Source organism: Chryseobacterium sp. C39-AII1 (assembly GCF_039672645.1).
Lineage (GTDB): Bacteria > Bacteroidota > Bacteroidia > Flavobacteriales > Weeksellaceae > Chryseobacterium.
In genome coordinates this window covers 114,864-141,642 of record NZ_JBDFPQ010000007.1, presented here as the reverse complement: position 1 = coordinate 141,642, position 26,779 = coordinate 114,864, and the positions used below count along the sequence as shown (strand labels likewise).

The 26,779-nt window shown below is 37.5% G+C and carries 22 protein-coding genes; 5 read left to right on the top strand and 17 right to left on the bottom strand.

Features of this window, described 5'->3' with window-relative positions:
* Positions 1 to 9 precede the first annotated feature (9 nt).
* From ABEG63_RS12805 to ABEG63_RS12790, 4 genes are all read left to right on the top strand, one after another.
* Entirely contained in the window at positions 10 to 516 is a 507-nt protein-coding gene (locus ABEG63_RS12805) for a hypothetical protein (protein ID WP_346585284.1), read from the top strand.
* Positions 517 to 555: 39 nt separating this feature from the next.
* Positions 556 to 933, top strand: a complete 378-nt coding sequence (locus tag ABEG63_RS12800; protein WP_267402728.1) for a hypothetical protein — start codon at positions 556 to 558, stop codon at positions 931 to 933.
* A gap of 11 nt (positions 934 to 944) precedes the next feature.
* Positions 945 to 1,460 (top strand): hypothetical protein, encoded by a 516-nt coding sequence (locus tag ABEG63_RS12795; protein WP_267402727.1) that lies wholly within the window; start codon positions 945 to 947, stop codon positions 1,458 to 1,460.
* A gap of 148 nt (positions 1,461 to 1,608) precedes the next feature.
* Positions 1,609 to 1,977, top strand: coding sequence for a hypothetical protein (locus ABEG63_RS12790; RefSeq protein WP_346585283.1), 369 nt, complete (start codon positions 1,609 to 1,611; stop codon positions 1,975 to 1,977).
* Positions 1,978 to 2,114: 137 nt separating this feature from the next.
* Here ABEG63_RS12790 and ABEG63_RS12785 read toward each other — a convergent pair whose 3' ends face one another.
* The 16 genes from ABEG63_RS12785 to ABEG63_RS12710 all read right to left on the bottom strand — a co-directional run bounded on the left by ABEG63_RS12785 (position 2,115) and on the right by ABEG63_RS12710 (position 23,639).
* Positions 2,115 to 3,581, bottom strand: a complete 1,467-nt coding sequence (locus ABEG63_RS12785) for a TolC family protein (RefSeq protein WP_346585281.1) — start codon at positions 3,579 to 3,581, stop codon at positions 2,115 to 2,117.
* Positions 3,574 to 6,735, bottom strand: coding sequence for an efflux RND transporter permease subunit (locus tag ABEG63_RS12780; RefSeq protein ID WP_312393965.1), 3,162 nt, complete (start codon positions 6,733 to 6,735; stop codon positions 3,574 to 3,576). Before ABEG63_RS12780 ends, ABEG63_RS12785 begins: the two co-directional genes overlap by 8 nt.
* A gap of 17 nt (positions 6,736 to 6,752) precedes the next feature.
* The gene (locus ABEG63_RS12775) at positions 6,753 to 7,838 is read right to left on the bottom strand and encodes an efflux RND transporter periplasmic adaptor subunit (protein WP_346585279.1); all 1,086 of its coding nucleotides are present in this window, start codon (positions 7,836 to 7,838) and stop codon (positions 6,753 to 6,755) included.
* A gap of 101 nt (positions 7,839 to 7,939) precedes the next feature.
* Positions 7,940 to 8,368, bottom strand: a complete 429-nt coding sequence (locus ABEG63_RS12770) for a hypothetical protein (protein ID WP_346585278.1) — start codon at positions 8,366 to 8,368, stop codon at positions 7,940 to 7,942.
* 308 nt (positions 8,369 to 8,676) lie between these two features.
* Positions 8,677 to 8,967: a hypothetical protein gene (locus tag ABEG63_RS12765; RefSeq protein WP_346585276.1), complete on the bottom strand. Its 291-nt coding sequence runs from the start codon at positions 8,965 to 8,967 to the stop codon at positions 8,677 to 8,679.
* A 54-nt stretch (positions 8,968 to 9,021) separates the two neighbouring features.
* The gene (locus ABEG63_RS12760) at positions 9,022 to 9,213 is read right to left on the bottom strand and encodes a hypothetical protein (RefSeq protein ID WP_346585274.1); all 192 of its coding nucleotides are present in this window, start codon (positions 9,211 to 9,213) and stop codon (positions 9,022 to 9,024) included.
* A gap of 162 nt (positions 9,214 to 9,375) precedes the next feature.
* Complete coding sequence (locus ABEG63_RS12755; protein WP_346585272.1) at positions 9,376 to 9,612, bottom strand: hypothetical protein; 237 nt, start codon at positions 9,610 to 9,612, stop codon at positions 9,376 to 9,378.
* Between the two features lie 181 nt (positions 9,613 to 9,793).
* Positions 9,794 to 10,855, bottom strand: coding sequence for a UDP-glucose--hexose-1-phosphate uridylyltransferase (locus ABEG63_RS12750; RefSeq protein ID WP_346585271.1), 1,062 nt, complete (start codon positions 10,853 to 10,855; stop codon positions 9,794 to 9,796).
* Positions 10,824 to 12,008: a galactokinase gene (galK, locus tag ABEG63_RS12745; RefSeq protein ID WP_346585269.1), complete on the bottom strand. Its 1,185-nt coding sequence runs from the start codon at positions 12,006 to 12,008 to the stop codon at positions 10,824 to 10,826. The genes ABEG63_RS12750 and galK overlap by 32 nt, the downstream gene beginning before the upstream one ends.
* 174 nt (positions 12,009 to 12,182) lie before the next feature.
* Entirely contained in the window at positions 12,183 to 12,836 is a 654-nt protein-coding gene (gene fsa / locus ABEG63_RS12740; protein WP_346585267.1) for a fructose-6-phosphate aldolase, read from the bottom strand.
* A gap of 112 nt (positions 12,837 to 12,948) precedes the next feature.
* Positions 12,949 to 14,979 carry an alpha-glucuronidase gene (locus ABEG63_RS12735; RefSeq protein ID WP_346585265.1) on the bottom strand — a complete coding sequence of 677 codons (2,031 nt, stop codon included), beginning with the start codon at positions 14,977 to 14,979 and terminating at the stop codon, positions 12,949 to 12,951.
* A gap of 177 nt (positions 14,980 to 15,156) precedes the next feature.
* Complete coding sequence (locus ABEG63_RS12730; RefSeq protein ID WP_346585263.1) at positions 15,157 to 16,131, bottom strand: glycoside hydrolase family 43 protein; 975 nt, start codon at positions 16,129 to 16,131, stop codon at positions 15,157 to 15,159.
* 133 nt (positions 16,132 to 16,264) lie between these two features.
* Positions 16,265 to 17,386 carry an endo-1,4-beta-xylanase gene (locus ABEG63_RS12725; RefSeq protein ID WP_346585262.1) on the bottom strand — a complete coding sequence of 374 codons (1,122 nt, stop codon included), beginning with the start codon at positions 17,384 to 17,386 and terminating at the stop codon, positions 16,265 to 16,267.
* A 293-nt stretch (positions 17,387 to 17,679) separates the two neighbouring features.
* Positions 17,680 to 19,134 carry an MFS transporter gene (locus ABEG63_RS12720; RefSeq protein ID WP_346585260.1) on the bottom strand — a complete coding sequence of 485 codons (1,455 nt, stop codon included), beginning with the start codon at positions 19,132 to 19,134 and terminating at the stop codon, positions 17,680 to 17,682.
* A 217-nt stretch (positions 19,135 to 19,351) separates the two neighbouring features.
* Entirely contained in the window at positions 19,352 to 21,262 is a 1,911-nt protein-coding gene (locus ABEG63_RS12715) for a sialate O-acetylesterase (RefSeq protein ID WP_346585258.1), read from the bottom strand.
* 7 nt (positions 21,263 to 21,269) lie between these two features.
* Positions 21,270 to 23,639: a glycoside hydrolase family 127 protein gene (locus ABEG63_RS12710; protein WP_346585256.1), complete on the bottom strand. Its 2,370-nt coding sequence runs from the start codon at positions 23,637 to 23,639 to the stop codon at positions 21,270 to 21,272.
* A 540-nt stretch (positions 23,640 to 24,179) separates the two neighbouring features.
* Between ABEG63_RS12710 and ABEG63_RS12705 the strand changes: the two genes are divergently transcribed.
* The gene (locus ABEG63_RS12705) at positions 24,180 to 24,866 is read left to right on the top strand and encodes an NUDIX domain-containing protein (protein ID WP_346585254.1); all 687 of its coding nucleotides are present in this window, start codon (positions 24,180 to 24,182) and stop codon (positions 24,864 to 24,866) included.
* Between the two features lie 2 nt (positions 24,867 to 24,868).
* Here the strand turns inward: ABEG63_RS12705 and ABEG63_RS12700 are convergent, their stop codons facing one another.
* On the bottom strand, positions 24,869 to 26,779 hold the full coding sequence (locus ABEG63_RS12700) for a DUF294 nucleotidyltransferase-like domain-containing protein (RefSeq protein WP_346585252.1): 1,911 nt from the start codon (positions 26,777 to 26,779) through the stop codon (positions 24,869 to 24,871).

Below are 26,779 nucleotides of genomic sequence, written 5' to 3'. Positions count from 1 at the left end.
TAATTAAATATGAAAAAAATATTCACACTTTCATTAGGTCTTGCCTTTTCATTATGCTTTTCACAAGGCAAATTATATATTCAAAATTATTCTAATTACAATCTTGGTATGCGCATTGTAGCCGGAAACACAGGCAGTTGCCTTCCAGAAGCAGTTGCGAGTATGGATTTTCCTGCTCAGACACAAGATGTAATTGACGACTTTAATGATGCTTTTACTTATACTGCAGGCTGGTCTGTAAGGCTTTCTCCTACAGGTAATCCATCATATTTCACGGCTCCTAATGGCTTACTGAACTCTATTTCACCAATTACCCGTTGGGAGTTTGCATGGTATCAGGCGCAAGATCCAATTACTGGCAATACAGTTTATGATACGGTAAACCACAATATGGCGGATAATTCTGCATTTCCAAACTGTGCATGGAACGGTTCTACGTTTGTAGACGGAACGGTAACAGATTCTTTTTGGTTCTATATTCCATCAGATAATGCAACGTATTTAGTTATTCAATAAATAGTAAACAAATAAATCACATTTAAAAAATTAATGGTTATGAAAAAAATTCTTTTATCGGCGGTTTACGCCAGCATTTTTTGTGCAGTTATTTCATGTTCTACTGAAAGAAACTCTTTAGCAACCACTGAAGATCTAAAATCTACCGAAATGACCTCTTTCGACAGAGCTTTGAAAGACATTATGAAGCCTGAAAACCGTTCAACACCTGAAGAAAAAGCAAGATGGGGAGCGCAATTAAATGACAGATCTTTAGATATTCTGTTCAATGCTTCTTTACAATTAATCGGGAAAAAAGCAGAAAATAATACCGAAAATATCAGCAGAGTAGAAAAAGAAAAAGTAATTGTGCAGGCCACCAATCTTTATTTCTCGAAACTGAACACCATAAAAGCAAATCAGAAAGCAGATAACTAAAAACTAAGGCTATGAAAAAATTAATTTTACCTCTTTTTTTAGCAAGTGCGCTCGGTTTGTCTGCTCAAAAGAAAATAAATATCTTCAATTATACGGCTTATAATTTATCTAATTCTTTGGTTGGATCCAATCAGGCAAACAATTGTTATCCTTCTGTAAGCGGAACCAATCATCCCATACCCGTAGCTCCAGGAGGAGCGGTAACTTACAACGGATATTATGGAAGTCACTTACAAAATCCTCCTATCAACTCATGGAATGTAGAGCTCTCACCCACAAGCAGTTCTACGCAGCCAAGTACTTCTCCCCTTCTTATTACTTTGGGAAATACTACAGACTGGATGATGAATAAATTTAGCCTTTCGGATCCAAGTGGAGCGCCACTTTATTACAGCGGAGCGTCTATCGGGATGATAGGTTGCAATACGCCTGTTATTAGTGATTTAACACCATCTGCTGCAACACCATATCCTTTCACAGCATTTTGGTTTCCGGTAGGAAATGAAACCTATTTTGTCATTCAATAGAAAAATAATTATGAAAAAGATATTTACTCTTTCATTAGGTCTCGCATTTTCATTTTGTTTCTCACAAGGCAAACTCTATTTACAGAACTATTCTGCTTATGATCTTACTGTACGAATAGTAGCAGGAAATACCACGAACTGTTTACCTTTGGCTTCAACGAGTATAAGATTTCCAGCGGCTACCGAAGATGTAATAGAGAATTTTAATGATGCATTACCTTATACTACAGGATGGTCTGTATCACTTACCACTGGCACAATGCCAACCCAGGTAGCAATACCTTCCGGATTACTAACTGCAATCTCTCCTCTTACTCGCTGGGAATTTGCATGGTATCAGGCGCAAGATCCAATTACGGGCGACACAGTTTATGATACGGTAGAACACAATATGGCAGATAATACTGCTTTCAATAATTGCGGCTGGAGTGGTTCTACTTTTATTGACGGAACAATAACAGATTCTTTTTGGTTTTACATTCCATCAGAAAATGCAACGTATTTAGTTATTCAATAAAGTTAAATTTGATTTCACTTATCTAAAATGTCCCTAGGTTTATCTTAGGGACTTTTTAATTTCATAAAATTTATTACTAAAAAAAGAAGCTCATCTTCCGATAAGCTTCTTTAAGAAAAAATTTAATGTTATGAGATTTATTTTTTTTCAGGTTCTGGTGAAACCACAGGATTCTGATCCCAACCGCCACCAAGAGCCCGATACACAGCAACACTTGCTTTCAGCTGATTGACTTTCTTTTCAACCAGTTCGAATCTCGATTCTAAAGCATCACGCTGAGTCAGCAAAACTTCCATATAATCAGCGCGGGCATATTTAAACAAATCATTGGAAATGTCGATGGATTTCGTCAAAGCATCTACTTCCTTCGTTTTGATATCTACACTATTTTCTAAATTTTTAATTTTAGAAAGCTGATTTGCCACTTCAATATAAGCGCTCAAAACCGTTTGCTCATAGTGATAAACTGCCTGAACCTGTTTAGCATTAGCATTATAATATGACGCTTTAATTGCTGCTCTGTTAATCAGCGGAGCTGTTAATTCGCCTGCTAAAGAAAACAGAAACGATTCAGGTTTAATTAAATAGGTTGGATTAAAAGCCTGTAATCCAAAACCGGCACCGATGTCCAGAGAAGGATAAAATCTTGCTTTTGCCGATTTAACATCCAATTTTGAAGCGGCTAATTCATATTCAGCCTGTTTGATATCTGGACGGTTTTCCAGCAGTTCTGAAGGAATTCCTGCATACACCGTTTGTGGAATGGTCGTATCAAAATTCTGACTTCTTTCCACAGGCTGAGGAAATCTTCCGACCAAATAATTGATCTTATTTTCAGTTTCCACAATTTTCTGCTGAATATCATACTGCATTCCCTGGGTTTTCAAAACCTGCGCCTGAAATCTTTTCACTGCCAATTCATTCGAGCGGGCAAACTTTTTCAGATCTTTGATAATATTTAGAGCATCTTCCTGAATTTTAATGTTTTGATTTAAAATAACCAATTCATTATCCAAAGCTAACAATTCATAATACGAATCTGCAATTTCTGAAATTAGGTTGGTGATCATGAAGTTTTTGCCCTCCACACTTGCCAAATATCGCTGAACCTGAGCCCTTTTCGCATTGTGAAGTTTACCCCAAATATCGGTTTCCCATTTTGCCTGAACGCCCACTCCAAAATCAAAAAGAGGATCCGGCATTTCTTTTCCGGGCTCCATTTCGGTATTGGCTTCCATGGCTCCGATATTGGTGTAACGGCTTACTTTATCTACCCCAACTCCGGCTTTTAAACCCACCGAAGGTAAATATTCTCCTTTTTTAGCCTTAATTTCATTTTTAGAAATTTCGATTTCCTGAAGAACGATATTTAATTCCTGATTATTCTGTAATGCCTGATTAATCAGATTCTGAAGATTAGGATCGCTGAAATATTCGTTCCATTTTTGCTTTCCAATATTGATAGTATCGTTTTTTGCCGATGCAAATTTCTCAGGAACCGTTCTGTTTTCAGCACGCTGCTGTATGTCTATAGGTTTGCAGGCCGCGAGACTTAATAAAAAGAATGCCGTACCTGCATATTGATATATTTTATTCTTATTCATAGTGGATCATGTCTTCGCTAAATGGTGATTCTTGTTCTTCCTTAATCATTTTTTTACCATCTGCCCATTTTGCAAATATGTAATAGAGTCCCGGAATGATGACAACGCCGAAAACGGTTCCGAATATCATTCCTCCCATTGAGGATGCCCCGATTGTATGATTTCCGATGGCTCCCGCTCCGTGAGCCAATACCAAAGGAATCATCCCCGCAATAAATGCAAATGATGTCATTAGAATAGGACGGAAACGAACTTTTGCCCCTTCGATCGCAGCATCGGCAATCGACATTCCTTCCAGACGTTTCTGCACGGCAAATTCCACAATTAAAACAGCATTTTTACCGAGTAATCCGACGAGCATAATAAGACCTACTTGTGCATAAATGTCATTCTGAAGCCCCATTGCTTTCAACAAAAAGAAAGACCCGAAAAGCCCCACTGGCAAAGAAGTTATAACCGCCAACGGTAATATTAAACTTTCGTATTGCGCCGCTAAAACCAGATAAACGAAGATTAAAACAACAAGAAATACATAAATAGCCTCATTACCACGATTGGCTTCGTCATAAGACAACCCTTCCCAAGCCACTTTGTAACCATGAGGCAGAGTTTTTGCTGCCGTTTCGTTGATCGCCTGAATGGCATCAGCAGTGGTGTATCCCGAAGCAGGAAGTCCTCTGATCGCGGCAGAATTGTACATATTATAACGTGTAATTTCATTTGGTCCCTGTGTTTTCTTCATGGTCATGAATGCAGAATAAGGAACCATTTCATCTCTGTCATTTTTAACATAGAGATTTAAAATATCTGTTGGAAGTCTTCTGAATTCAGGCCCGGACTGAACATATACTTTAAAAAATTGCCCAAAACGAATGAACCCCTGTTCATAAGTACTACCAATTAGTATGTTTAAATTATCCATCGCTTTACCGATAGAGACTCCTTTCTGCATGGCAGCATTATTGTCAAAAACCAATTCGTACTGCGGATAATTGGCAGCGAAGAAAGTAAATACTCCTGTAAGCTCTTTACGCTTCTTTAGTTCTGCCATAAAATCTTTATTCACTTTATCGAACTCCTGATAATTGGTATCTCTGTTGATGTCTAACAATCTCATGGAAAAACCTCCTGAAGAACCAAATCCCGGAACAGCCGGCGGTTCGAAAAACTCGATGGTAGCGCCCAAATCTTTTGATTTTTCTTCTAACTCTTCCATCACTTCTTTTACAGAATGCTCTCTGTCCGACCAAGGTTTAAGGTTAATTAAACACGTACCGGCGTTTGAACCTCTACCTTCCGTCATAATTTCGTAACCTGCTAAAGAAGAAACAGATTCTACACCATCTACTTTTTCTGCAATACCCTGTAATTCTCTGGAAACTTTATTAGTTTGTTCCAAAGTAGATCCCGGAGGCGTCTGGATAATCGCATAAATAGTTCCCTGATCTTCAGTCGGAATGAAACCACCGGGAAGATTTTTATTAACAAAGAAAATTCCGGCGCTGAAAATGGCTAAAACCGTCCATGTTAAAGCTCTTCTGGTGACAATTCTTTTTAATAATGCAGCATACTTCCCTGTCAGTTTATCAAACAGACGATTAAAAGAATCGATAAATCTTGTAAAAAGGGTTACTTTTTTAGGCTTACCATGATTATTTTTCAACAACATCGCACACAGCACCGGTGTTAAGGTAAGTGCAATTAATGCTGAAATAACAATAGAACTCGCCATCGTGATAGAGAATTGTCTAAAGAATGTTCCCACAGGGCCAGACATGAATGAAATTGGAAGGAATACAGAAACCATCACCGCCGTAATGGCAATAATCGCCCCTGAAATTTCTCCCATTACCTCCTGAACCGCCTTAAACGGAGTCTGATTTTTTTCTTCCATTTTGGCATGAACGGCCTCAACAACAACAATGGCATCATCTACCACAATACCGATGGCCAGTACCAATGCAAATAATGTTACAAGGTTTATGGTCAACCCAAACAGCTGCATGATGAAGAATGCGCCAATTAGCGAAACAGGGACTGCAATAATAGGAATTAATGTAGAACGCCAGTCTCCCAAAAAGATGAAAACAACAATAGCAACCAATATAAAAGCGTCTCTTAGCGTATCGATTACCTGCTCAATAGAAGCATCTAAAAATTTAGAAACATCATAGCTGATTTTATAATCTACACCGGGAGGGAAGTTCTTTTTAAGTTCCTCCATTTTAGATTTAATGCCTTTGATTACGTCGCTTGCATTACTTCCGTAATTTTGTTTTAATACAATTGAAGCAGAGGGGTGACCATCCAAATTAGAATAAATATCAAAAAATTCGCTTCCTAACTCTACTTTACCAACGTCTTTCAGTTTTATATTTTCTCCTTCCGAATTGGCGCGCACAATAATATTTTCATATTCTTCGGGCTTATTATATTGCCCTTTATACGTCAGTACATACTCCAACGTTTGGGCTGCAATTCCAGAACTTTGTCCGATTCTGCCGGGGCGCCCGATGATACTCTGCTCTCCAATCGCCTTCATCACCTCATCTACTGAAATATCATACGCCCGCATTCTTTCGGGATTCAGCCAAATACGCATCGCATATCTTCGGCTTCCTAAAATCTGCGATCTTGCGATCCCCGGAATACGGTTGATTTCGGGGATAACATTTACAGTAGAATAATTGTACAGAAACTTTTCATCCATACTCTTATCCTTACTGTAAAGATTCACGTACATCAACATACTGGGCTGTACAGGATTTACAATAACTCCTTCTTTCTGAACCAGTTCTGGCAAAAGAGGCATTACCTGATCTATTCTTGTTTTAACTAAAACCGTGGCAATATTGGGATCGGTTCCAGGATCAAAAACAACATTTACAGTCGCTTCTCCGGCACTTGTAGCATCTGTAGACATGTATCTCATTCCCTGCACTCCATTTACGGCATTTTCGATGGTAATTAATGAAGATTTTACCAATACATCTGCACTGGATCCCGGATAGGCAATACTTACCGCCACCGTTGTAGGTGCAATTTGTGGAAACTGTTCCGTAGGCAGTAATTTAATCGCTAAACCTCCTACAAACAGAATAATAACAGAAATTACAATTGCAAAAACGGGTCGATGAATTATTTTCTTAAACATAATTGATGCAATTTTAATTATTCTGAATACAAATCTAAATTGGACATTATCTGCTCAGGCTTAAGGTATTTATTCACAATTTTCTGATTGTTCTGAACCTTACGAAGCCCTTCCAGCAATATCCTATCTTCTTTATTTAATCCTGAAGAAACCACATAAATATGAGGTAACTCTGCAGCCACCTTTATTTCGCGAGCCTTCACCGTATTATTTTTATCCACCACATACACATATTTCTTCTCTAAAACTTCAAAAGTCGCTTTTTGAGGAATCAGCAAAGCATTAGCGTATGGCGATGTGATTACAATATTTCCTGTTTCACCAAATCTTAATAGACCTTTAGGATTCGGGAATGTAGCTCTGTAAGCGATGTTTCCGGTTTCATTATTAAAATCAGATTCAATGGTTTCTACGATACCATCCTGAGAGAATTCTTTACCATTAGCCATTCTCAGACGAACGTGCATCGGGTCATTTGTTTTTCTGTCACTCATCTGATTCAGATATTCTGCTTCCGGAACGTTAAAATACACCCACATTTTGCTGTTATCAGACAATTCAGTGATTAGTTCACCATCATCTACCAGACTTCCTTTTCTTACGTGCAATCTTCCGACAATTCCGGTAAAAGGAGCTCGAATTTCGGTAAATCCTAAGTGGGTATTGGTAGAGGCAAGTTCGGCTTTAGCCTTTTCGTATCTTGCTTTTGCCATCGCCATTTCTTGTGGTGCAACGATATCTTTGTCGGATAAACTTTTGGTATTTTGATATTCGATTTCGGCATATTTTGCTTCTGCTTTAGCACGATTTACATCAGATTCATACAAATTAGGCATGATTTTAAACAAAAGCTGACCTTTTTGAACAAATTGCCCTTCATCCACATAAATAGATTGAATATATCCTTTTTCCTGCGCACGAAGCTCGATATGATTGATGGAACGAATTTGTGCCACATAATCTTTATCGATTAAAGTATCTTTTATAAGCGGACTTGTAACATTGAATGATGCTTCTTCTGCTTTTTCTTTTTTCTCAGAATTACAGCTTACACACAACAAAATAAGGCACAAGCTTATATACATGAGACTTTTCTTGACCATGATAATAATTTTATAATATTTTAAAATTGAAAAATAGAGTTCTAAGCTTTCAAATTATAATTGAAAACTTTAAGGGGTTTTTCGAAAAAAATAGAATAAAATCACAGTCGGATGACCCTGTACTGGATATACAGATCATCATATTGAAGCTTTAAGTGTTCGGAATGAGCAAGGGAAACGGCAATTTGCCTGTTATGAAATGTTTTTACAAAACCAGAGATGAGGCTCCAGAAATCTTCTCTCAAAAGCATAGCGAATTCCGGAGAATCTGAAGACTCTACCTTCTCGTCATTTTCATTGTCATTTTCATTTTCAGAAAGCGCCCGAATCTTGTTGTAGTGTGGCCTTGTAAGATTGTATAATTCGTAATCTGTCTGATTTTTGAGAAATGCAAAAGAATGTTCAGTTTCCTGAACTTCCTTAATCAGAACATCTGTGGTAAAATCTATATCGGAAGGAGTATCTGTAGAAATATATTGTTGCATTTGCCCGTAATACAAACCCGAAACGGTAAGTAACACAAATGACAAACTATATATATATTGATAAAATCTTTCCAGCATATCCTACCGACAAAGTTAGTTAAACTCGTGGGGAAGAGCAAATCTTAGAATTAAAAATCTCTTAAAAATCGATCATATTAAATAAAATTATTGTTGATGGTTAATCATTTAATCAAAATAGAATAAAAATCGGGTAATATTGTTAAAAAAAAATAACCTCTCATGAAGAGAGGTCACACTTAATGGGGAACAATAAGATAATAAATTGACATGTTTTTTTCAACTATCAGCAATAAAATTTTGCTGTAGAATATCTAAAATTATTTTTATATAACTCAAATAATTAATCTGAGATTTTTGTAGCGCTTAAATCCTGCTAAACTTTGGAAGCTGATTGTGAATAAATAATAACCCGCTGTTTTAGCCGTGAATCGATCTCTACTAAGATCAAAATTAGAATTCACATCAAACACTACATTATTAAAGTCTACCACGTTAATCCCAGTACCAATAGTATAGGAAGAAGAATTAGAAACTCTTACCAATGCATCAACCGATTGAGTAGATTTTGAATATACTTCCCAAGTAGTAGTCGCCCCTGTAAGACCTGTGCTGATGACCTGCACCGTTTGGTTTCCTCCAATTGATATACTTGTCTGATTATTAATTATTTAAGAGCCTTAAGGCGTAACGGTTACCATGAAAGACGTATTCTTTTTAATGGTATAAAGACGACCTTTGAAGTTCCCTGCACCCGAAATTGCTGCAGGAAGCGTCATAGAAGCATTAGCCGTTCCGTTATACGAAACATAAAAATCGGAAGTCGTCATGGCATAGTTTGCCGCAGTTACCGAATTATACTTTGCTGCCATCTGGTTGGCTACCGAAAACGGAATTGTAAAGTATGACGGAAGTAAATTTGAAGTTTACAATGATTTCCCTACCAAAACTTTGAATTTTGAGTATTTCAGAGGTGATATTGAAAAAGATAAAATACTTATTTCCTATGGAAACGATAATCTTCAAGTTGCCATTCATGGAAGAGAATCAAAAATATCATCAATATCGGAAGTTATTCCCCACCCAGTAATAGCTTTTGCCTGTGCTGCTACAGCTTTTTCATCAGTATCTTTATCTCTGTTATCAGATCTTTCAAACAGACGCTGTAAAGTTTCTCTCCCTTTCGATCTGCTGTTTTCGGATTTTGTAAAAAATATATATAAAAACAACTCTGCAGGACTTAATTGTGAACCTCGTGCAAAGCCCTCCACATTTTTTTAGATTCTTCAAGAAAATTACAGGTGCGACTCCTACTCAATATAAAGATCTCAATGAAAACTTGCGTTTAAATTACTGGTAAGATACAGACAAAACCTTTATCAAATATTTCAATATTACTCTGTTAAAACTACTATATATCGATTAAATCCTTACTTTTCATCAGGATTTCTATTATAATCTGTAATGAATATTCGAAAGACTCTTCAATATCTCTGCACTTTGCTCCGGAGTTACATCACGTTGCGGTTCTGCAAGCATTTCATAACCCACCATGAATTTTTTCACTTCTGCATTTCTCAGCAATGGCGGATAAAAATGCATGTGAAAATGCCATTCAGCATGAGGTTTATGGTCGGTTGGAGATTGATGGATTCCTGCCGAGTATGGAAATGAAACCTCAAAAAGATTGTCGTATTTTGTGGTTAAATCTTTTAAAATTGAAGCTAAAGAAAGCTTTTCTCCTTCAGAAAATTCAATCAGATTTTCAATTTTTCTTTTGCTCACGATCATTGTTTCGTAAGGCCACACTGCCCAGAACGGAACCACTGCGACAAAATCTTCATTTTCAAGAATAATTCTTTCATTGATTTCCAGCTCTTTTTTCACATAATCTTCCAAAAGAGACTTTCCTTTTTCGTCAAAATATTTTTTAAGGTTTTCCTGGGTTTTAAGAACACTGGACGGAATAGAAGACTGCGCCCAGATCTGTCCGTGTGGATGCGGATTGCTGCAACCCATCACCTGACCTTTATTCTCAAAAATTTGAACGTGGTTGATGTAATCCAATGCTCCCAGTTCTTTATATTGATTTTGCCAAACATCAACAACTTTTTTAATATCATCAACCTCCATTTCAGGCAACGTAAGACTGTGATTTTCAGAGAAACAGATCACACGATTGATCCCTCTTTCAGGCTTCAACGTAAAAAAATCCGACGGTTGCTCAGAAAAATCGACTTCATCTTTCATCAATGAACCGAAATCGTTATCAAACACGTAAACACCTTTGTAGTCAGGGTTTTTTTCGCCGTTAACACGAACATTTCCTGAGCACAAATAGCAATCCGGATCATGAGCAGGAAGCTGTTCTTCTGATGTTTCTTCTGTTTGCCCCTGCCAAGGTCGTTTTGCTCGTTGCGGAGAAACAAGAATCCACTCGTCCAAAAGCGGATTATATCTTCTGTGAGGATGGTCTTTTTGATTAAATGACGATTTCATCTCGCTTGTATTCATTAATTCCGTCTGATATTTTCACCCTGTACACTTTCATTTCGATATCGAAAGCCTTTTTATATTTAGCACTGATAGCCTCGATAACCTGATCGACATTTTCATCTCTAATAAGGTTAATGCTGCAGCCTCCGAAGCCACCCCCCATAATCCGTGCCCCTAAAACACCTTCTTCTTTTAAAGTTTCCTTAACCATAAAATCAAGCTCATCACAGCTTACTTCAAATTCAGTCGAAAGTCCGGAATGGGTTTCGTTCAAAAGTTGACCAAGATATTCTACCTCACTGTGGGACAGAGCTTTTGCAGCTTCTTCTACCCTCTTAATTTCTTTAAGGAGATATAGACATCTTTTGTGGGAAACCTCACCCATTTCCTCCCTCACTTTATCAAGCATTTCAAAACTAAAATCCCTGAATTTCTGTATTTCGGGAAACTTTTCCCATAATATTTTTTTGCCGTTGTCAACATCTCTTCTTCGGTCGTTGTAGCCGGAAGTAAGGTGGGTATGTTTCACGCAACTGTCAAAAAGAACCAAGCTGTAACCATCAATATTGGCTTCAAAATACTGATGTTCCAAAGAGTTGCAATCGAGCATAATCACTTTATGCTCTTTTCCAAAAACTGACGAAAATTGGTCCATAATTCCACATTTTACACCTACAAAAGTATGTTCAGACTTCTGACCGATGACCGCTATTTCTTTTTTATTTAAATTTAAATCAAAAATTTCGTTGAGAATATAAGCAAAACCACATTCCAAAGCCGCCGACGATGACAAACCAGAACCCATCGGAATCGTACTACTGAAAGCAATCTGCAAACCTCCTACCTCTTTTCCTAATTCCTGAATGACATTGAAAACACCTAACAAATAATTGACCCAAGTCTGTGAAACCGGAAACTGTTTTTTATTAACATCAAAGCTAAAAGAATCATTAAAATCTTTGGCAAAAAAAATAATTTTGGAATCGTCTGTTTTTTTTACCGCAAAACAAATATGTTTGTCGATGGCAGCCGGAAGCACAAAACCGTCACTATAATCTACGTGTTCCCCAATAATATTAATTCTTCCAGGAGCAAGAAAAATCCGTTCTGGGTCTGAGCTGAAAGCTGTTTGAAAAGCCTCTTTGGTATAATTGATTAATTTCTCCGGCATATCAATAACTGCATTGTTCTTTTTGATTGATCCGTAAAGATAACGATATTTTTTTTATTTATTAATTGTTCAAATACATTATTATCTTCCAATTTGGTCATCAAATTCTTTAAATTAACAGCAACCTGAAATATATTGCTTTTTGATCTAATACTTAAATTTGATGATTTTAGATTACTGCATTTTCTGTGAATCTTTAATGAACTGCTCCAAGCCGGAATCCGTTAAAGGATGCTTCAGCAATGACAAAATCGGTGGCAAAGGACAAGTTACGACATCGGCGCCGATTTTCGCACAGTTGATGATGTGCATTGCGTGACGGACAGATGCCGCAAGAATCTCGGTTTCAAAACTATAATTATCAAAAATGGTTCTGATTTCCTGGATTAAATTAAGACCGTCTGTGGAAACATCATCCAGCCTTCCTAAGAACGGAGAGACATAAGTTGCTCCTGCTTTTGCCGCTAAAAGTGCCTGCCCCGCTGAGAAAATTAAGGTACAGTTAGTTCTGATTCCTTTTTGGGAAAAATATTTGATGGCTTTGATTCCGTCTTTGATGATGGGAACTTTTACCACGATATTTGGATGAATGGCTGCCAACTCCTCGCCTTCTTTGATCATTTCTTCATAGGTCGTGGAAAGGACTTCTGCCGAAATATCGCCGTCTACAATTTCACAAATGTCTTTGTAATGCTGCAAAATAGCTTCTTTCCCGCTGATTCCTTCTTTTGCCATCAGGGACGGATTGGTTGTAACGCCATCAAGAATTCCCAGATCCTGAGCTTCTCTTATCTGATCAAGATTGGCAGTGTCAATAAAAAATTTCATAGATTATATTGTTAATTTTATTTAAGTGTTAAATTTACACTTAATTTACAAAACAAACAACTCCCTGTCTCAAAAGATTTAGAAATTATTTGTTTAAATTTAAATAGGTTGATTAATTGTGATGTCCCATATTGAGCTTGATTTTCTTTAGATCTTCAAGCTGTTGAACAGGTTTCTCAATATCAGACGGAATTGGTCTTTTGGAATAGGTCTGAAAATACAAGAGACACGCATCTTTCCACCAAACGGCATCTTTTGCCTGAATTTTCAGTTTATCCTGAACATCAGAGAATCTTTGCTGATCAATATAAGGTTGCATTTTGTCCCAGATCTTCTGATAATCTCTCACTTCGTGGACACCCAAATCATATTTGTAACACAACTCGTCCCAAAGGGTTTTTCCGTCTTTCATTTTATAATCCCAAGGAACATGATGGAACCAGAGAATCAGGTTTTCAGGAGTTGTCTTGATATTGCCGTAAATTTCATTCAATGGCGGAAAATATTGCGAAATGGCATTGCTTCCCGTTTTTGTTCTGTCGAATCCGATTCCTTCTGCATTGGCCTGATGATAATATACCGGCGACCAGTCGGGCCTTCCTCCTTTGTAATCACCCCACGGTTCCGGACCGTAATGGTGACCGCCGGCAAAAATGTGGTGAAGACCAAGCGGCATCATATAATCTACGGCAGTTTCACGTGAAGTAAGCATTATTTCTTTGACCGGATTTACAAAGTTTTTGTTATCCGTAAAAGTCATTTTAATCCATTCATCTGCAATCTGTTCCGAGGTTAGATCGTGATTCCAGGCCAAACGTCCGAAAGCGTACCAATTAGCCTGTGCAAAGTGATGTCCCGTCCAGTCTTGATCTTCTCCTATATTGGCAACAGCGGAAATAGCCGTCAGTCTTGCAGGTCTTAATGTTCCATCTGTAATTTTAGCAATCGTAGAACCTTTCCCATCCGAAAATGTATCGCTGTCTAACGTTTCTTTGAATAACGGCGCCAGAAAAACCAGATGATTAGCCTGTCCTAAATATTCCTGAGTAATTTGAAATTCGACCATTTCCGGAGTTTTTTTCAATGCTCCGAAAAGCGGGTTGAAAGCTTCTCTCGGTTGAAAATCGATTGGTCCATTTTTAATCTGAATAATGACATTGTCTCTGAATTTACCATCTAACGGAACAAATTCCAGGTGAGCTTGTTTCGCACGGTCATCTTTGCTTGGACTGTACACGAAGGCTCTCCACATCACAATTCCGCCATAAGGTTTCAGTACATCTGCCATCATATTCGCTCCGTCTGCGTGTGTTCTTCCATAATCCTGAGGTCCTGGCTGACCTTCAGAATTGGCTTTCACCAAAAATCCTCCGAAATCAGGAATCAGTTTATAAATTTCTGTAGCCTTGTCTTTCCACCATTTCTGAACCTCTTTGCTCAGCGGGTCAGAATCTTTGGTATTTCCCAATATTTTTGGCGAAGAAAAATTCACGGACAGATACACTTTAATACCATATGGTCTTAAAATATCCGCGAGAACTTTTACTTTTTTAAGATAATCTTCACGAAGTATATTTGGTGAAGCATTTACATTATTAAGAACCGTAGCGTTGATCCCGATGGATGCATTTGCTCTTGCATATTCTTCGTATCTCGGCGAAATGGTGTTCGGCAAATCTTCCCACTTCCAAAGTGAATGACCTGCATACCCCCGTTCAATAGTTCCATCGAGATTATCCCAATGATTGAGAATTCTTACATCATAGGAAGGTTTTTCTTCGAGTTTCAGATTAGAAAAATTGGCTTTTTGCTGTTGCAAATTCAACAAGTGGTAGCTTCCGTACAACAATCCTAAGTCTGTTTTCGCTAAAACGCTGATTTTTTTCGGAGTAGAAACGATCTTATATCCGTCTTTAAAATTTTCCGGAAATCTGTCAATCTTTAAATCAACGGCTTGTCCTGCCCAATGTTGATTCAGTTCTTTTTTGGCGATTTCAATAGTCGGACTTTTACTGTTTGAATTCACAATATTTCTTGGCTTTGAGTTTACTGGATATCTCAGCCATAACTGACTTCCGTCTTCGGCAAAAGCCATTAACGGAAGTATTAGAAACAGTAATATGTAATGTCGGAAATGTTGCATTATTTTAAATTTTTGCTTTAAATTCCATAGGTTCTACCTACGCCTATTGATATTGAACCCTTTCGGGTTCGGTTTTTTATCGTTAATATTCCATAGGTTTCACCTATGGCTATTTTTGTTGAACCCTTCGGGTTCTCTTTAATGAAAACAATTTAAGAATCAATAACAAATTAAGGATTACTCATTGTCTTCCAATCCTTCAATAGTTTTGATTTTATCGTCGTTATCGTATTCAAATTCAATAACCTTCATACTTCTCAGCCAGGTTCTTCCGCCGCTTGGAACAGAATCGTGGAAAAACAGATACCATTTCCCTTTAAATTCCACAATACTGTGATGCGTGGTCCAACCCACAACAGGTGTCAAAATTTCACCCTGGAAAGTAAACGGACCGTAAGGATTATCACCTGTTGCGTAACAAATCAAATGCGTGTCTCCTGTGGAATACGAAAAGTAATATTTATCGTTGTATTTGTGCATCCAGGATGCTTCGAAAAAACGATGCTTATTGCCGTGAAGCAAAGGATTTCCGTTTTCGTCCAAAATCACGACATCTTTCGGCTCTTCTCCAAATTCCAGCATATCATCGCTTAACATCACGACTTTTGATGAAATGGCAGGCTCATTATCGTTAGGAAGAATGGCAGATTCTAATGCTTTATTGTTTCTGTAGCGTTGCAATTGCCCGCCCCAGATTCCGCCGAAATACATATAGTGTTTTCCGTTATCCTCAAAAAGACAAGGGTCGATGCTGTAACTTCCCATTATCGGATGTTTTTCCGGAATGAATGGTCCATAAGGTTTATCGCTTACTGCAACACCAATTCTGAAAATATCGTTTTTGTCTTTCAAAGGAAAATACATATAATATTTGCCATTTTTGAAAGCCACATCGCAATCCCATAACTGTCTTCCCGACCAAGGAATATCTTTTACCGAAAGAACAACACCGTGGTCCGTAACTTCGCCATTTTCCACGTCATCAAGGGAGAAAACGTGGTAATCGTTCATATCGAAATGGTCGCCGTTGTCATTTTCTTCGATTCCGCTTTCGCGGTCGTGTGATGGATAAATGTAAAGTTTTCCTTCAAAAACGTGTACGGAAGGGTCTGCCATATAATCTTTCGGGAAAAGGTATTTTGCTTTGTTCATTTTATAGTTTAGATATTTAGATAATAGATTTTGAGTTAAATTTCTCGCAGATTATTTAAAATAAAATCTGCTTAATTCGCTAAATCTGCGAGAAAAATATTTATTTTAATTTTTGAAATCTTAAAAGCTTATTTTATTTTTCTTTTGTTAATCCAATGATTTTCTCAACGACAGGTTTTGCCTGGTAATTTCTGTCGAATGGCAGCGGATAATCGGTTCTGCCTTTTACAGGAAAATCATTTTTCCAGGATTGGGCATCGGTTACTCCCCACAATGTCACTCGTCTGATTTTATCCTGATGTTTCAGGAACAGTCTGAAGAAATCCAGATAGCGGTTTTCCCACTCTTTCGTCACATTTTCAGGTAATCCTTTGGTGTAAGGATTCATTTTTGCTTCATACTCTACTTTGTCGGAAACGTTGGCAGAAGTTCCCCAAGGCGAAGGCAGTGCGCTGATTTCCATTTCGGTAACATTGATTTTTACTCCGGCCGCTGCGTAATCGGTGATTGCTTTTTCATATTCTTCCTGTTTTGGAGTGTCCAATCCAACGTGGGTCTGCATTCCAACGCCATCAATACGAATTCCTCTCGATTTCAAATTTTTAACAATTTTGGTAACGGTTTTTACTTTTTCCGGAAACCATTCGTTGTAGTCGTTGTAATAGAGCTCGGCATTCGGGTCAGCTTCCTGCGCATATTGGAAAGCAAGCGGAATAAATTCTTCGCCGAGAATTTCGTAAAATTTGCTTTTGCGATACGTTCCGTCTTCCATAATGGCTTCGTTCACCACATCCCAACCTTTTACACGGCCTTTGTATCTGCCGACCAACGTTGAAATATGGCTTTTCATTCTCTGTTTCAAAACTTCGGGCGAAACATCTTTTCCGTCTTTGTCTACGAAAAACCATCTTGGTAATTGTGAATGCCAAATCAAGGTATGACCAATAATGAACATTTTATTTTTTTCTCCGAATTCCACGAATTTATCCGCATCACCAAAGAAGAATTTTCCTTCCTGAGGTTGGATAAACATTGATTTCATACAGTTTTCCGCAACAATGGAACTGAATTGTTTTTTGATGATTTCATCCGACTTCACATCAGTACCGTCAATTTGCGGAAGGCTCATTGCGGTTCCGATGTAGAATTTATTTTTGTAGGCATCTTTCAGGGAATCTTTTGAGGATGCCGAACTTGCTGTTTTGCAGGAAACGGTCAAGGCTAAAATTCCTAATAATGCGGCTATTTTTTTCATTGTTAATTTTTTATTAATTATCCTGAAACTTTAACAGGTCGCCTCTACGAGGCTTGATGGCTTATTTTATATATTGGCTATTAACAGTTCGCTCCTACGGAGCTTTTGCTATTTTGATTTTCTTTATTAAAATTCTAAATCTAAAGAATGGCCAATATTGTCTTTAATGGTAAAATTTGTTTTTATGCTGAATCTCGCAGCCCGGCTTGAACGGAACTCTTTTTGTGGAGCAAAGCGAAACAAAAAAGCGGGAGTGGAAGACGGATTAAGCTGCCCAAACAATTAAACCAATACTAATCTTCTTTTTTTCTTCTTTCTTTGAGTTCCTGTTCGATTTGAGTCTCCATTTTTTTGTTGATTTCGTAGAACATCAATAATCCACACGCCGCAAAGAACGGAATGGCCGGAAAAATACTGACCAGCATCTGAGCGCCATTTGAAACGGATTCCGGCTGGATAACGTTTTCGGTTCCTTCGGATGAAATGTAGCCGTAATGCCCGATAATGGAAGAAACCAATGAACTTCCGATGCTTAATCCCACCTTTAATCCTACCATCATTGCGGAAAAAATAATTGCTGTGGCGCGTCTGTTATTTTTCCACTCGGAATAGTCGGCTACATCGGCAATCATTGCCCAAAGCAATGGTGTGCTGATTCCGTAGAAAAAGCCGTGCAGAATCTGGGAAAGGAACATTAATCCTACCGATTTTGGCGGATAAAAGATGAATGCAACGATAAATAAAGTTGAAATAAACAGGGAAGCGATGAACGCATCTCTTTTCCCGTATTTATCGGCAAATCTTTTTGAGAAGGTAATCCCAACAATCATCATAATGATTCCGCCGGCATTGAAGAGCCCGAAACCAGCTGAACGAGGGTTCTCACCGAAGAAATTCATCCCGATGGAGCTGAAAAATGCGGTAATCGGCGAAATGAAATTTTTCAAAGAAGTTTCATCCACATAATTGTTGAAATAATAAACGTATGAACCGCCTTTCATTGCCAAAGTAATGAAAATCAATGCTGTAACCACCAACATTATTATCCAAGGCTTGTTTTTCTTTAAATCTTTTAAATCGGCTCTCAAAGAGGATTCCTGCTCCGGTTTTGGAATGACTCTTTCTTTGGTGGTGAAAAATGTGATGAGCAACATAATCGTTCCGATAATTGCTAACCAGGTCATTACAATTTCGATTCCGGCTGCTTTGTCACCTTTCCCTGCCGATAAAATTATTGGCAACATAAATACCTGAACAAAAAACTGTGCAAACATTACCGCTACGAAACGGTAAGAGGAAATGCTGTTTCGCTCGCCCATATCGCCTGTAATCACGCCGCTCAATGCTGCATAAGGTAAATTATTAGCCGCATACAGGAGTAATAAAATTGTGTAAGTTGCTGCTGCATAAACCATTTTTCCCTGATACGAAAAATTGGGTGTGCTGAATGCAAAAAGTGCTGCTGCACCCAACGGAACGGCAGAAAATAAAATCCACGGACGGAATTTCCCCCATTTGGTTCGTGTTCTGTCTGCCAAAGCGCCGACCAGCGGATTGAACCCAAAACCGGCAATGAGCCCGACAATCAAAGTAATGATGGAAGCGTCTTCCGGCTTTAATCCGTAGATATCGGTGTAAAAGTAAGCTAAATAAGTTACCAAAGTCTGGAACACCAGATTGGCCGCTAAATCTCCCAAACTGTAGCCGATTTTTTCAACGACAGATATTTTCTGAGATGGATTGTTCATATAGTTTATGGTTGTTTTTTATTGAGATAAATAGATAATAAACTGATAGATGAAAGATTTTTTAAACATTAAGAATTTAAGAGACTTATTTTTCTTAAATAAAATTGACTTGTTAATTTCTTAAATTTTTACTTATTATTAAATTTCTTAAATCCTTAATGTTTAAATAAATTAGAAATAAACAAGTTTATTTAAATTAAGGAATTTAAGCCTTTAGTTATTCCGTTGTGAAAGGCGATGCGGGAAGTCCCGTTTTATTTTTCAGGTTTCCATCGGGATTGTCTGCCCAGTCGTAACGGACTGCAACAGGATTTGTTACCGAATCATTCCAAACCACAATTGTTTTACCTTCGATTTTTGCTTTTGCCCAAGCCCATTTTCCTTCGGCATTTTTGATGGCAAAACCTTTCAATTCTGAAACTGGCGCAAAATCATCGGTTTCTTTTTTGAAAATAAGAACGATTTTATTTCCGTCAACTTTCATCGACTGATAAACCGGTCCGTCTGCAACGATGTTTTTTCCGTAAGCCAATTTCATCGCCTGTAAAGCCAGCCTGTCTCCTACTGTTTTTTTATCCAGCGGATGAATGTCATTCCATTCTCCGACATCGATGATTACGGCAAACCCGGCATTCGGAACTTGTAATGACACTTTACGCTGCTGATCTCTGAGTTCCGCCCAATTGCTTTCTATCGGCTGTGCTTTTGACTCCATAAAATTAGCCAATTGAACGGTGATAAACGGCATTTCTTTGTTATTGAATTTGTTTCTCCAGTCTGTAATCATCGTGGTTAATAAATCGCCATATTCTTTTGGTTTTCCGGTGTTGCTTTCGCCTTGATACCAGATGGCACCAGTGATATTATAATTGATCAAAGGATTAATCATCGCATTGTACAATCCCGTAGGTTTCCAACGGATAAAAGTTGTTCCGGGAGCCATTTTTTCCATTTTTGCTCCGATTTTATATTTCCATTCGGATTTTAAATCTATTTTTTGTCCGTCGACTTCAAGGTAATACGGCTTGTCTGCAATGAACTGTCCTTTTCCGCTTCCGTTGGAAACTCTCACAGCAATGACGTTTTTACCTTCTTTTAAAACTCCTGCTGGAACGTCGTACCAACGTGGCGGATATTCGTAAGTCACGTTTCCGACTTTTGTCCCGTTGATGTAGGTTACATCAGCGTCTTTGATTCTTCCAAGATTCAAAAATGCTGCTTTTCCTGCCTGATTTTTCGTTAAAGTAATTTCTTTTCTGAACCAAACCGAACCTTCAAAAGAACCTTCCTTATCTTCCCAAGAACCGGGAATCTGCATCGTTTTCCAATCAGAATCATTTAAATCAAATTTTTCCCAATGTTGATTGAGTCCAATATCGCTTTGGTCTAATTCTGCATACCAAGCCTTGCTAAGCGCCTGTTCTGAAGATTCTGTAGATTTTATTAAATCATCGTTCTGCCATTTTTTGGCTTCTTCCAGATATTCAGGATATTTTTTCAGAGAATTTTCATCCATCCAAGCCTGAATTGGCGAACCACCCAAACTGGAGTGAATGATTCCTACAGGAACTTTATTTTTTTCACTTAAATCTTTAGCAAAAAAATAAGCAACACCAGAGAAATTCAGAATGGTTTGAGGATTTGTCGCTTCCCATTTTCCACCATCCAATTCAGTTTGTGGCGATTTGAAATTATATTTCTGAGGAACCGTGAAAAACCTGATATTCTGATTGTTAGCATTTTTAATTTCATTCGAATATAATGGAGTTAGTCTGCGCATCGGCAATTCCATATTCGATTGTCCTGAAGCCAGCCAAACATCACCAATGAGAATATCTTTAAGAGTAATTTCGTTGATTGTCATTGTGTACGGACCACCCGCTTTCTGTTCTGGAAGAATGATTTTCCAGCTTCCGTTTTGGTCTGCAGTGGTTTTGTAACTTTTATTGAGAAACTTAACTTCTACTTTTTCATTGGCATCGGCTTTTCCCCAGAGGTTTAATTTCTGATTTCGTTGTAAAACCATACCATCTGAAACCAATGCAGGAAGTTTAATTTTAGCCTCAACACAAAGACTGAAAATCAACAGGAACAATCCTAGAATTCTAGTAAAAATATTATTTAACATATTAGTTTTATTTTGGTAATTCATTCAGTAATCTCACTTCAATAATTTTTGGAGTCAGAGATTTTTCGCCCGAAATAAATTTTATGGTGAGTGTCTCTTTATTCTTTTCCGATTCGGGAAACGGGATTAACAATGTTTGTGGTGAGCTTCCCATTTTTCCTTCAAAATCTTTTGAAAATACTTTGATTCCGTTGATTTCGGCATTCAATGTACGATTGTTATTGGCATCAAAGTACAAAAGGTAAAGGTATTTTGCATTTTTGTCCTTATTTTTCATCTGATAGCTGAACCAACCTTTAGCATCGCGGAAATGACGGTCTTCCATATAACCATCGTAAGCATCTTTGCTGTCGAAAAAATGGTCGGATTCCGGTTGTTGCTCGCCCAACTGAATTTTGTCTATGGTGATGTTATCCAGTTTTCGGACAGCTTCTTCTTCCTGGGCTTTTTTCTGCTGAATCATTTCGATTTTATCCTGAGTTGCCTGAGGAAAATAGATGATGTAACGCTCTTCCTTAACCTTATAAAAAGGAACAAGTTCCAATCCAGTACTGAATTTATTCTGAGGATAAAGGCCACTAATTTTAAATGTCAAATCTTTTTCATTAACAAGTTTTAAATGATCCAAAACAGTTGTCGAAGTTCCTAAAATTGTTGGAATATCATTCAAAGGAATCTGTGGCCCGTGCGCAATATGTCCGCCGCGGCTGTCATCGGCAAATAATCCCTGTTGATTTTCTTTGCCATATTTTGCTGCCAAAACAATGGGTCCGTATCTGAACGCATAATAATCTGAATTGTCAGGAAGCTGTTCCGCAGAAAGATGCATCGGCATTTTCATCTCGACAACATCACCTTTTTTCCATTTTCTGTTGATATTGATATAACCTTCGGAATCGACAGGAATACTGATATTTTTTGAATTAATGGAAACGCTTATCTGTGAAGCATTCGTCCATTCCGGAACTCTTAATTTTAAATTGATTTCGGATTTTGGGACAAGATCAAAAATTAATTTTGTGGAAGGTGTTTGGGGAAAATTATTTTCCTGTCTCAGAGCTAACTTTTTCTCTGACCATTTTAAAACAGACGGAATAAACAGATTGATATACAAATCATTATCCGAATGTGCATAAATCATTTCGCTATATTTCGCGTGGTTCTCCATTCCCGAACCTACACAACACCAGAAACTGGTTTCCGGCTGGGAATACACCCTGTAATGACCGGGACGCATCGGTGTGAAGTACACAAAACCGCCTTTTTCAGGATTTTGAGTGGAAAGAATATGATTGTACAAAGCTCTTTCATAATAATCCAGATAAGACGACTTCTGGTTTGTGGCAAAAAGTTCTTTGGTCAGTTTCAGCATATTGTAGGTATTGCAGGTTTCGGGACCTTCAATACTTTTAATCATTCCGCTGAAATCGGTTGTTGGATTGAAATGTTCGCTGACACTGTTTCCACCGATAATTGCTGAACGTTTTTGAGTAACATTCGTCCAGAAAAAATTTGCCGCACTGCTCCACTCTTTATTATGTTCCAAATCGGCAATTCTTTTGAAGCCAATTACTTTCGGAATTTGTGTATTGGCGTGAATTCCCGTCAGTTTGTCTTCGTGAATCAGCAAAGGATTTAAAATGGCCAGATGCGAAAAACGATGTGCTAACTTGAGATATTTTTCATTTTTTGTAATGTCGTAAACATCGGCAAAAACCTCGCTCAGTCCGCCGTGTTCGCTTCTCAGCATCTCCTGAATCTGATTATCGGAAAGTCCTGAAACTTCATTCGCCATCCAATCGGTAAGCTTGATGAGCATTTTCTTTGCCTTTTCGCTGTCTGCATACCAATAGGCATCACGCAAACCTGAATATATTTTGTGAATATTATATAATGGAACCCATCGGTCATTCAGTCCAAAAGCGGATGCGCGGATATTGCCATCCGAGATTTCTTTCCAGATTTTTTTGCCGTTCGGAACACCAGAAAGATAGCCGTTTCCTGAAAGATTCTGGCAACGTTCCAGCTCGTCAATCATATAATCGAGTCGCTGTTTTACCTTTGTATCGCCTGTAGAAGCGTACATCAACGCCAATGCTGAAATATAATGGCCGCCAATGTGACCATCCAATCCTGTGTTTTCCCAGTTTGGATAATTTGTTTTTTTAGGATTAAGTCCTGCTTCTTTCAGATAGGGCGCCAGTAAGCGGTCTTCATCCATCGACATCATGTAGTTCTTATCCGTCTGCATCGCCCTGCTGAAAACACTTTCAGACAAAGCGACCTTATTCAGAGGAAAATAAATGATGCTTTTTTTCACCTGCCCAAAAGCAAGCGTGCCTAAACCTAAAAATACTATCAGCGATTTTCGACTCATTAATAAATGTTATTTCAACATTTCTAAAATAAAAGAAAGAATCTATATGGCAAAGAATTTTGCAGTATATAAGGATAAAATCAAAAAAATTGTTATTTTAAAGTCAAAGAAAAAACATACAAAAACCAAAGGCTTATCATAAATAATAAGATTATTAAAAATCGCGAAAATCAGATATATAGCTTGAAATTACTTATAATCAATATCAATCAAGAACTTAGAAATGATATTATTTTAAATTCACTGAAAGGGTTATCGTATTTTTTAAGCTAAGCCTTTGCAAATAATTAAAACAAATCTGAAATATGAGAATCAATAATTTTAACATATTTTTAACATTAAATTCACTCATTTTTAATCTTGTTTATGAATAAAATTTAATGAATTCAGCTCATTATTACTCCCAAAATATTAGCTTAAAAACAAAATTTTAAAAATTAAATTAATAATTAAGAAAAATAAAGTGTAAAAAAAACATTTATATGCTATCCGTCATGTAATCAACCAATAAAAACTTTAACTTTGTAAAAAATATAATAGATGACTCAGGACTATTCTCAGAACCCACGGCATTTGGTAGCAGTTGACTGCATTATTTTCGGATTTGACGGTGAGAATCTTAAGATTCTTTTGGTACAAAGAAATTTTGAGCCCAAGATGGGAGAATGGTCTCTGATGGGAGGTTTTATTGATGATAAAGAGAGCTCTTATCAGGCTGCCAGTCGCGTTCTGAATACATTAACAGGGTTAGAAAATATTTATCTTGAGCAACTTAATGCTTATACAGAAATAGATCGTGAGCCTACTGCCAGAATTATGTCGATTTCATATTATACATTAATTAACATCGAAAAAGATATTCAAATTAATGAAAAATATAGTGCTAAATGGTTTGACTTGAAAGACCGTCCAGATTTGATATTCGATCATAATGATATGGTAAAAGATGCTGTTCTGAGATTAAGGAGAAGAGCAACGACAAGACCAATCGGTTTTGAATTACTGACGGAGAAATTCACGATGAAGGATCTGCAGAATCTTTATGAGGCCATTTTTGACGAAAAATATGACAAAAGAAACTTCACAAGCAAAATCAACGCGCTGGATGTTTTGGTAAAAACTACCGAAAAAGATATGAGTTCATCTAAAAAAGGTTCTTTTCTTTACACTTTTGATGAAGAAAAATACAATAAAAAAATTGCTGAAGGGTTTATGTTCAGGATTTAAACTTAAAAACTTCCTGTAAATTTCACTTTGATTCCCAGCTGGAAATTGGCAATAGTTTTAAAGATTTCGATTAAAGTAACACGCTCTATTTTGGTAAGTTTACTGATTTCAATATAGTTATCAGGATGCTTTTTATCAATATTAATCTGGTTCGCCTGATTTTTTAGCCGAAGTGCCATCAGATAATAGTAAGACTGATGCATTTCATTGTATTGCTGCTGTGTGAAAACTCCTATTTCCGTCAGTTTTTTCATTCGTTCGCCGGTATTCTCTATTTCCAACTGGTTTTTCAACGCATACACACGGAGCAAATCTACAATTGGTGACATCGCAGTCTTAATATCAAAAACTTCTGATTTTCCAATGGTCTGGGTTTTAATTCTTTTCAGAAAAGTCAAAGGCGGTTCGTACTGTAAAGCATTTTTGGCAATATGAGCAAAAAACAGCTGATTGGGTGAAGCTAATTTTTCCTTGATATAGTTCTTCAGATCTTTCACAATACTTTCTTCACCATAAATAAAACGGAAATCGAAAAAAGTGGAAAGCTTCATTGCGGTTTCCGGCACCGATTCTTCGATCCATTGGTTGTAATTTCTTTTCCAGTGAGAAAGAGAATGGGTCCATTTGGGATTGCTTGCCATAAAATTTCCTTTGCAGTATTCAAACCCAATGGTATTGAGATCATCCGAAACTTTTTTGGCAAAATCCAGAAAATATTCCCTTACCATTTCGCGGTGTTCGTTGGCTTTATCTTCATAGATAATTCCGTTGTCCTGGTCTGTGCTTAGAGTCTGTTCTTTCCTGCCTTCGCTCCCGGTCACAATAAACGCAAATTTTGCGGGAGGTTTTCCTATCTGCCTGATAACTTTTTCTATTACTTTTCCTGTTATTGTATCAGCAATTGTTGTGATGACCTGACTGGCAATTTCACCGTGCACTCCCCTTCCCAACAATTGAGTAATAATATCCGGAACCTGCTTCCATTTTTTCTTAAGTTCTTCTACACTTTCAGCCTGTTTTACCGATTGAATAAAAACAAGCGGACTCTGCCCTTGCTCGCTCAACAGGCGGTTTCTGCTCAGAAAACCTACATACTCACCATTATCTTTTACAAGAAGATATCTTGATTTAGTTTTAAACATCATCAGAACCGCTTCATAAAGATAAGCGTCGCTGGAAATACTTACAATGGGATTATCCATCACCTCAGAAATTGCAATTCTGGAATCCAGGCAGCGGGCGATAACATTATCTCGCAAGGTAATATCTGTCGCATAGCCGATAATTTCGTCACTTGCTGATTTTTTCACAAAGATGCAGCTTACTTTATGAGTGGCCATCATTTGAGCCGCCTCAAAAACAGGAGTATTTTCTTCGCAGGAAACAATACTTTTATAGGTAATTCCTTTTATTTTTCTTGAGTAAAGCTGGTCAGCCGCAAAATAACTTTCTTCAAACGTTGCAGGCGTTTTCACAAAATGAGAAAATTCTTCATCTAGCATTTTTTTGCCGAAATCTGATGTAAAATAATGGAAAAAGTCTTCATACGCGTTACACAACTCGTAAAATTCCTTTTTCGGTAATGTATAAACAACAGTTCCCTTTTTGGCAATCGCCGATTTCAATGCACGTACTCTGTTCAGAACCACAGATATTCCCCCAAAACAATAAGGCGAATGGTGTATCGAAATACATCTTTTGTTTTCCGCTGCATCGAAAAAAAATGTTTCGTATTCTCCGGATTCAATAATGTCTACTCCTCTCATTTCCGTCACTTCCTGGCGATAGACCAAGGTATCTTTGGAAAACTCGGTTCTTGTGAACGTTTCTGAGATTTCTGCAAGAACGGTTTCGGGTAAAAGATGAAAAGGTTCTGTTATTTTTAAAAGTGAAATAATTTTTTCCTGCATCAT